Origin of the sequence: Streptomyces nanshensis (assembly GCF_001751255.1) — a bacterium.
Taxonomy (GTDB): Bacteria; Actinomycetota; Actinomycetes; order Streptomycetales; family Streptomycetaceae; genus Streptomyces; species Streptomyces nanshensis_A.
In genome coordinates, this window is record NZ_LJGW01000402.1 from 1 (window position 1) to 8,109 (window position 8,109).

An 8,109-nucleotide genomic window follows, 5' to 3' on the forward strand; every position below is an offset into this window, starting at 1 on the left:
CTCTCGGCGGCGCCCGCCTCCTCCGCGCCCCCGTCAGCGCCCCTGTCCAAGCCCTCGCGAGCGCCGGCGTCGGCGCCCTCGTCCCTGTCGGCGCCCACGCCCACCCGCACGCCCCGCCGCGCCCGCTGCTCCAGCAGCTTCTCCACGAGCTGTTCGTACTCCCCGGCGATGCGCTCCGGCGCGTAGCGGGCCGCCTTCTCCAGCGCGGCCTGGCTCATGCGGTACCGCAGTTCGGGATTCTCGATCAGCCGGCACAGCGCGTCCGCGTAGGCGCGGACGGTGTCTTTCTCCGTCGGGCCGAGCGGCGAGAGCAGTCCGTCCTGCCCGTTGCTGATGATCTCGCCGGGTCCGTACGGGCAGTCCGTGCTGACCACCGGGACCCCGCAGTGCATGGCCTCGACGAGCGTCATCCCGAAGGACTCGGCGTCGGAGGAGACGGCGGCGACGGCGCCCTTGGCCCACTCGGCCTCGATGGGGGCGTGCGGACCCATGAGGAAGGCGCGGTCGTACAGTCCGAGGCTGTCGATCCGCGCCCGCAGCGCCGCCTGCTGCCGTCCGCGTCCGTACAGCCGCAGCCGCCAGTCCGGGTGCCGCTCGGCGACGAGGGCGAAGGCTTTGAGGAGACGGTCGTAGCGCTTGACCTTGATCAGCCGGCCCGCGGCGACGATCAGTTTGCTCTCGCCGTCGGAGGGTTCGACGTCGACGGCCGGTACGGCATTGGGGATGCAGGTGATGAGGGCGTCGCCGTCGGCGGTCTCGGTGCCGCTGCCGGTGATCGCGGCACGGTAGTTGGCGGCGTCGGCGTAGGAGACGGTGACGAACGCGTCGAGCTGCGGGATGGCCGCGTCCTGGTGGGAGCGCACGTGTTCGCTGTGCATGGCGTGCGTGAGGTGTTCCTGGCCGATGCGCAGATAGCGGTCGCTTCCGTACGCCGCCAGATAGTCGTTGATCTTGGGGCGGGTGGCGACGACGACGTCGGCGTCGGTCTCGCGCAGGAACTCCTCGACGCGTACGTCGCCCAGGTGTGTGGCGACGCCGCGCTGCAAGTGGTCGGCACCCTCGGTGAAGCGGTGGCTGGCCTCGCGGAAGCGGGGGTCGTCGCCGTCGTAGTCGCGTTCGCCGCGGCGCAGCTCCAGGAGGTGGGTCATCCGGACCCGGGGGTCGAAGGTGAGAGCGGTGTCCCGGACCGTACGCCGGAGACTGACGACCTCGACGGTGTGGCGATCGGCGAGCGCCCGGGAGAGGTTCACCGTGGAACGGATCGTTCCGCCGATTCCATAGGCGTTGTCCAGCAGAAAGACGAACTTCATCTGGCCCATTCCTCACAGGTGCCGCTCGAGAATTGGCATGCGAAATGCCCTATATCGGCAGTATTGTCCATAGCTGATCAGAAAATAGCCAGCAGGGTGGAAAGCGACGTGTTCGGCGGGACGGTGGGCCGCGGCGCCGCCTCACCGGTACGGGGACGTACGGCGCTTCCGCGGACGGATCCGCCACGGCGCGCACCGCGCACTGGCGTTGCCGTCCGCGGGTCCCAACACCGGCTGAACCGTCGGTGGACACCGGACGTCGGTCGGCGGAAGCCCTGTTCGCAGCGGCCTTCAGCGCGTGCGTACGGGGGCGTATGCCTCATATACAGGCTGTGGGCGCCGTGGATTCCGTGGATTCTCCGGCCCGTGCGCCCCTGTTCCGCCGTCCCGCCGTACGAGGAGAAGCGCTCTCCATGACTCCCGCCTCAACGCCCCGAGCCGCCGCCGTACAGGACACCGACCGCAGCGACGCCGCGGCGGACGGGGAGGACCGGCTGCCGCTGCCCCGCTCGTTCCGCGACGTACGCGGCTGGTTCTACAACACCGACGTCCTGCTCTTCGACTGGCTGCTGACACGGCAGCGCACCCTCCAACAGCGCGGCGACCTGCTGGAGATGGGCGCCTATCTGGGCAAGAGCGCCATCATGCTGCGCGCGTATCTGCGTCAGGACGAGACGTTCACGGTCTGCGACCTCTTCGGCTCCGAGGCGCCCACCGAGAGCAACGAGCGTGAGATGCGCGGCTCGTACGCGACGCTGACGCGGCAAGCCTTCGAGAGCAACTTCCTCTCCTTCCACGACGAGCTGCCGCGTGTGCTGCACGCGCCGACCTCCGTCGTGCCCGGCGAAGTCGCCCCGCACAGTTGCCGGTTCGTACACGTCGACGCGTCGCATCTCTACGAGCACGTACGCGGTGACATCGCGGCCGCGCGCGGCACGCTCACACCGGAGGGCATCGTCGTCCTCGACGACTACCGCTCGTCGCACACGCCCGGCGTGGCCTGCGCGACATGGCAGGCCGTGCTGGAGGACGGGCTGCGTCCGGTGTGTGTGAGCGCCCAGAAGTTCTACGGCACATGGGGCGACCCCGCCCCCGTACAGCAGGAGTTGCACGACCGGCTGCGCGAGCGCGGTGACTGCTGGCTCCAGTGGCAGGACGTGGCCGGGCACCGGCTGCTGCTGGTGGGCGCGGACAAGGCGGCGCAGCCGGAGCTGCCCGTCTCCCGGCATGCGAAGTCCCGGGCCGGAGCCCGGGACTTCGGGAGGGACGACGCGGGGCGCGGCAGGGGAGCGGCGCTCTCCGCGCTCTCCCGCAAGGCCGCCCGCGAGGTGCTGCCGCCCGTGGTCTCCCGTCATCTGTCGCGGGCGCTGCGGGGCGGCCGGGGCAGATGACGGGAGGGGCGGCTGCCCCGCGTCGTCCACTGTGCTGTTGTGCTGCGTCGTGCTCAGCCGTGCCGTGTTGCCGAGCCGTACGGGTGCCGGGCCGCAACGCCCGGACGTACGGCCCTACTTCACGGCGCCGGCCATCATTCCCGAGACGAACTGACGCTGGAACGCGAAGAAGACGATCAGCGGGATGATCATCGAGACGAAGGCGCCGGGCGCCAGCACGTCGATGTTGTTGCCGAACTGCCGTACCTGCTGCTGCAACGCGACCGTGATCGGCGGATTGCTGGAGTCCGCGAAGATCAGCGCGACGAGCATGTCGTTCCACACCCACAGGAACTGGAAGATGCCCAGCGACGCGATGGCCGGACCGCCCAGCGGCATCACCACGCGGGTGAAGAGGCGGACCTCCCCGGCGCCGTCCAGGCGTGCGGCCTCCAGCAGTTCGCGGGGGATCTCCGCGAAGAAGTTGCGGAGCAGGAAGACCGCGAACGGCAGGCCGAAGGCCGTGTGGAAGATGACGACCCCGGCCGTCGTCTCGAACAGCCCGACCGCGTTGAAGAGCTTGGCGACCGGAATCAGCGCCACCTGCACCGGCACGACCAGCAGGCCGACGACGATGAGGAAGAACCAGTCGCGCCCGGGGAAGTCCAGCCACGCGAAGGCGTATCCGGCGAGCGCGCCGATGACCACGACCGTCAGCGTGGACGGGATGGTGATCAGCAGCGTGGTGAACAGCGAGCCCGTCACCAGGTCGTTGGACAGCAGCGAGCTGTAGTTCTCCCCGGTGAACTGCCCCGCGTCGAGCACCCACGGGAAGCTGGAGCTGAAGTGGAAGATGCTCCACCAGCCGGAGACGCCGATGTCCTCGGGGCTGCGGAGCGACGAGGTCAGCAGCCCGACGGTCGGCATCAGCCAGATCAGTGCGATGACGACGAGACCCAGACGTACCGCCCAGTGCCCGGTGAGAGAGACGAGCCGCGAGGCCACGGAGGACTTCCGCTCCCCGGAGGGCGGTGTCTCAGCCCCCTTGAGAGCGGCGGTCGGATCGGGCTGCGTCGCGCTGACGGCAGTCATCGGCGGGTCTCCCTTCGCAGGCGACGGATGTTGACGACCATCACCGGCAGGACGAGCAGGAGCAGGATGACAGCGATCGCGCTGCCGACGCCCTGGTTCGCCCCGGCACCGAAGGACGACAGATACAGCTGGAGGGCGAGGACGTTGGCCTCGCTCTGGCTCGCGCTGGGCGCGATGATGTAGACGAGGTCGAAGATCTTCAGCACGTTGATCATCAACGTGACGACGACGACGCCGAGGACCGGAGCCAGCACCGGCACGGTGATCTTGCGGAAGACCTGCCACTCGTTGGCGCCGTCGACTCTCGCCGCCTCCAGCAACTCACGTGGTACGCCCGCCAGTCCGGCGGCGATCAGCACCATCGCGAAACCGGCCCACATCCAGATGTACGAGCCGATGATCGAGGGCGTCACCAGCGTCTCGCCGAGCCAGTCGATGCCGTTGTACGGAGCCGCGAAGTTCGAGGCGGGCAGGCGCAGTTTGGCCCCGTCCGCCGCGGCCGGCAGCGAGAAGGTGCCGTCCTTCGCGGTCTCGGCGGTGCCGACGACCTTGCCGCCCTTGACCGCCTCGACCTTGATGCCTTCGAGGGCCTTCTCCTTGCCGTCGATGACGTCGGGCTTGCCGGCGCCGCCGGGCGCGAAGTCGAGCCACACGGTGCCGGTGACCTTGCCGCCGCCGGGCGTCGCCTCCTTGGCCTGGGACGCGCCCGCGACCTCCTTGGGCGGGACGCCGACGAGCGCCAGGTTGGCCGGATCGGAGGCGGAGACCGAGGACTTGGTGGTGAAGTCGCCCTTGCCGGACTTGGCCAGATCGGCGTTGGGCCGCGGCCGGGCGCCCGGCCAGGCCGAGGAGTCCGCGAAGGTGTCGTGGACGCCGACCCAGACGGCGTTCGCGACGCCCTGCTGCGGGTCCTGCTCGTAGACCAGGCGGAAGATGATGCCCGCGGCGAGCATGGAGATCGCCATCGGCATGAAGATGATGAGCTTGAACGCCGTGCCCCAGCGCACCCGTTCGGTCAGGACGGCGAAGATCAGGCCCAGTGCCGTACAGACGGACGGGACGACGATGACCCAGATGATGTTGTTCTTGAACGCGGTGAGGATGTCGTCGTCGGTGAAGACCTCGGCGTAGTTGCCGAGCCCGATGAAGCTCGATCCGGAAGCGTCGAGGGTGCTGCGGAAGACCGAGTACAGGATCGGGTAGATGACGAGCGCGCTCAGCAGCAGCATCGCGGGCAGCAGGAACGCGAAGGCGATCCAGGGCCGCGAACGCATCACGGAGACGGAGGCGTTCTTGGCCCGTGAGGCCGGGGCCTCCGAGGTGGCGACTGCCGCCGGGCCCGAAGGCGTCGGCGGTGGCGCGGTAGGGGTGGGCATGACGGTGGTGTCCCTTGTCCGGGGCCGGATGTGGAAGAGGTGGGCCGGGTGCTGCGGCGTCACCGGTGCCGGGCACGTCGCCAACGACGGGCCCGGCACCGGTGGTTCGACCGCCGGCCCTCAGAGGTGCTGTGAACCGGCGCCGGCTTCAGTCCTTGTACGCCTTGGCCGCGGCCGCTTCGAGGGCGCTCTGCGTGCCCGCCACGTCCTTCGGGTTCTTCAGGAAGTCCTGGAGGGCCTTCCACTCACCCTTGCCCTTGGTGCCGCCGAACGCGGCGGGGGCCTGGTCGGACATGTCGAAGCGGAAGTCGTCGCCGGCGGCGACCAGAGCCTTGGCGATCTTGCGCTGGACGTCGTTCGGGTACGCCTTGCCGTCGAGGTTCTTGTTCGGCGAGATGAAGCCGCCCTGCTGCGCCCAGACCGCGGCGGCCTCGGGCGAGGCGAGGAAGGTCAGGAAGGCGTGTGCGGCCTTGTTGTCCTTCAGCGCGACGGCCGCGTCGCCGCCCGTGATGACCGGGGCGTCGCTGCCGACGGCCGGGAACGGGTAGACCTTGGCGTCCTTGCCGATCTTCGCCTTGGTGTCGTTGGCGACGTTGATGCCGACGAAGTCACCCTCGAAGACGCTCGCGGCGCTCGGGGTGTCGGTCGAGTCGAACGCCTTCGTCACGGACGTGGGGAAGTCCGTCTGGAGCGCGCCCTTGTTGCCGCCGGCGAGCAGCTCCTTCTTCCCGAACAGCTCGGCGAGGGTCGTCAGCGCCTTCTTCACCGAGGGGTCGGTCCACTTGATCTCGTGCTTGGCGAGCTTGTCGTACTTCTCCGGGCCCGCCTGCGAGAGGTAGACGTTCTCGAACCAGTCGGTGAGGACCCAGCCGTCGCCGCCGCCGACGGAGACCGGCTCGACACCGGAGTCGGCGACCGTCTGGGCGTTCTTGACGAAGTCCTTCCAGGTCTTCGCCTCGCTGACGCCCGCGTTCTGGTAGGCGCCGGAGTTGTACCAGATCAGGGACTTGCTGGCGGCCTTGAAGTAGACGCCGTACTGCTTGCCGTCACTGGAGCCCAGGTCCTGCCAGCCCTTGGAGAAGTTCTTGGAGAGCTGGTCCTTGGTGGCCTTGTCGAGCGGCTTGAGCCAGCCCTTCTTGGCGAACTGGTTGAGGACGCCGACCTGCGGAAGCATCGCGACGTCCGGCGGCGCGCCGCCCTCGATCTTCGAGCCGAGGAACGTCTCGACGTTGTCGCCGGTGGGAGTGACCTCGACCTCCGCGCCGGTGCGCTTCTCGAACGCCTCGGCGACCTTGGTGAAGTTCTTGCCCTCGTCGCCCGTCCAGACGGCGGCGACCTGGACCTTCTCGCCCTTGAGCTTGGGAAGCTTGACGGTGCTCTTGTCCGCCTGGGAAGAGCCGCTTCCCTCTCCCTTGTCGTCGCTTCCCGAGCCGCCGCAGGCGGCCGTCAGCGAGAGTGCTGCGACGGCGCACAGCGCCACCGCGCCACGTGCAGCCGCCCTGGTGGTGCCGGTCTTGCTGAAGATGCTGGTGTGGCTTCCGGTACCCGAAGCACCAGTCGCACGACCCGTATTACGCATAGCTCCCGCCGTCCCCATCGGAGGCACGGCTCCGGGTTCCGGCCGCCGCGCCGTTTGGTCACAAGGCAGAGGGCTTCTGGTTTACGCCCTCAGTCCCGTGCGCAAAGTCCTACGCCTGAACGCGGAGAGGCCGCAATACGTTGTCAGCTTTCAAGAACCTCATCTTGACCACTCCGTGATCTGTTCCGCGCGGGTGTGTCCGATTCCTGTCGGTCCACCCCGAGAGACTGCGCCGCCCGGCCCACTGCGCTCGCCAGCAGCGCGAGGTCCGTGGGGCCGTTGCCAAGCTCCCGTACGGGGCGGCGAGTCGGCGGGTCGCCGGCGCGTGTCCAGTCCAGCGGGACGACCGTCGGACGCTGTGTCGCGGTGCGCGGAATGCGGCCCGTGATGCGTCCGGCCTGGAAGTCCGTGGCGGCGCCCGTGGCCTCCACGAGCCTGCCGCGGCCGGGCACGGAGCCCTCGCCGCCCGGGCCTTCGGACCCCTGCCGGGACAACTCGGCGCGCAGCGCGGCGGCTTGGGCCACCGCCGTGCCCGCCGTACGGTCGGGGCGCCCGCTCGCCGCCACGAGATGCATCCCGAGGCGCGCGCCGTCCCTCGCCACGCTCTCCAGGGCGCGCATCACCGAACCGGCGGCGGGGCGGCCCGGGTTGCCCAGCGAGGGGTCGGCGAGTGTGTCGAAGTCGTCGACAAGGATGACGATTCTGGGAAGAAGGGCAGCTCGTGCGTCCAAGTGTTGAACGCGCGCGTCGCCCGCGCCGGTTGCGCCGCCGGCGGTGGCACCGGCCGACTCGTCCGATTCGCGGCCCTGCACGGGACCGGGCTGTGTACGGAGCCTGAGCGTGCCCCACTCCCCGCGGGTTGCCGCGTGGACGTCCTCGCTCCCCGTGGGGGACTGCCCGGGATGCCGCGGAGACGCCGGAGGCTGCTGTTCCGCGCGGGGCGCCGCGGCACGTGCGAACGTCTCGTCGGTCTGCTCCACCCCCACCAGCTCCGCGCGGCGCTTGAGTTCGCCGCTCAGGGACTGGGCGAACTCCCGCATGCGCCCGGGGTCGCTGGCCGCCAAGTGGTGCTTGGCATGGGGCAGTTCGAGACACGTGTGCAGGCCCTCGCCCGCGGAGCCGTCGCCGTCCAGCAGCACCAACTGGAGCCGGTCGGGCGGGCTGCCCACGGACAGCGACGCGGCGAGCGAGCACAGCAGCTCCGTCTTGCCGGAGCCGGGCGGCCCGGTGATCAGTGCGTGTCCGCGGGCCGCGGTCAGCTCCGCCTCCACGGAGCCCCGGGGGCCCGCGCCGAAGACGAGGCGGGCGCGGGCGGCTCCCGGCCTCGCCGGGGTCTCCCGTGCGGTGCCCGACTCCCGTACGGCCGCGGCGTCCTGGCCGCC

General features: G+C 70.0%; 6 protein-coding genes. 1 reads left to right on the plus strand and 5 read right to left on the minus strand.

Going from position 1 to position 8,109, the window contains the following annotated elements; translation table 11 throughout:
* Positions 1–1,310: glycosyltransferase family 4 protein (locus tag AN218_RS25115; RefSeq protein WP_141747689.1), on the minus strand; the 1,310-nt coding region annotated here is incomplete at its 3' end.
* Positions 1,311–1,723: 413 nt separating this feature from the next.
* Between AN218_RS25115 and AN218_RS25120 the strand changes: the two genes are divergently transcribed.
* On the plus strand, positions 1,724–2,701 hold the full coding sequence (locus tag AN218_RS25120) for a class I SAM-dependent methyltransferase (protein WP_079132565.1): 978 nt from the start codon (positions 1,724–1,726) through the stop codon (positions 2,699–2,701).
* Between the two features lie 114 nt (positions 2,702–2,815).
* On the opposite strand, the gene AN218_RS25125 is transcribed toward AN218_RS25120, so the two are convergent.
* The 4 genes from AN218_RS25125 to AN218_RS25140 form a co-directional block, all read right to left on the minus strand.
* Positions 2,816–3,772: a carbohydrate ABC transporter permease gene (locus tag AN218_RS25125; RefSeq protein ID WP_070019205.1), complete on the minus strand. Its 957-nt coding sequence runs from the start codon at positions 3,770–3,772 to the stop codon at positions 2,816–2,818.
* Complete coding sequence (locus AN218_RS25130; RefSeq protein ID WP_070019206.1) at positions 3,769–5,148, minus strand: carbohydrate ABC transporter permease; 1,380 nt, start codon at positions 5,146–5,148, stop codon at positions 3,769–3,771. Before AN218_RS25130 ends, AN218_RS25125 begins: the two co-directional genes overlap by 4 nt.
* 148 nt (positions 5,149–5,296) lie before the next feature.
* The gene (locus tag AN218_RS25135) at positions 5,297–6,628 is read right to left on the minus strand and encodes an ABC transporter substrate-binding protein (RefSeq protein WP_244900688.1); all 1,332 of its coding nucleotides are present in this window, start codon (positions 6,626–6,628) and stop codon (positions 5,297–5,299) included.
* 242 nt (positions 6,629–6,870) lie between these two features.
* A partial coding sequence (locus tag AN218_RS25140) for an FtsK/SpoIIIE domain-containing protein (RefSeq protein WP_275936996.1) occupies positions 6,871–8,109 on the minus strand: 1,239 nt, incomplete at its 5' end.

Excerpts from the sequence above, each read along its gene's own strand:
- AN218_RS25130 (WP_070019206.1), bottom strand. The coding sequence starts at position 5,148 with ATGCCCACCCCTACCGCGCCACCGCCGACGCCTTCGGGCCCGGCGGCA.
- AN218_RS25125 (WP_070019205.1), bottom strand. The coding sequence starts at position 3,772 with ATGACTGCCGTCAGCGCGACGCAGCCCGATCCGACCGCCGCTCTCAAG.
- AN218_RS25120 (WP_079132565.1), top strand. The coding sequence starts at position 1,724 with ATGACTCCCGCCTCAACGCCCCGAGCCGCCGCCGTACAGGACACCGAC.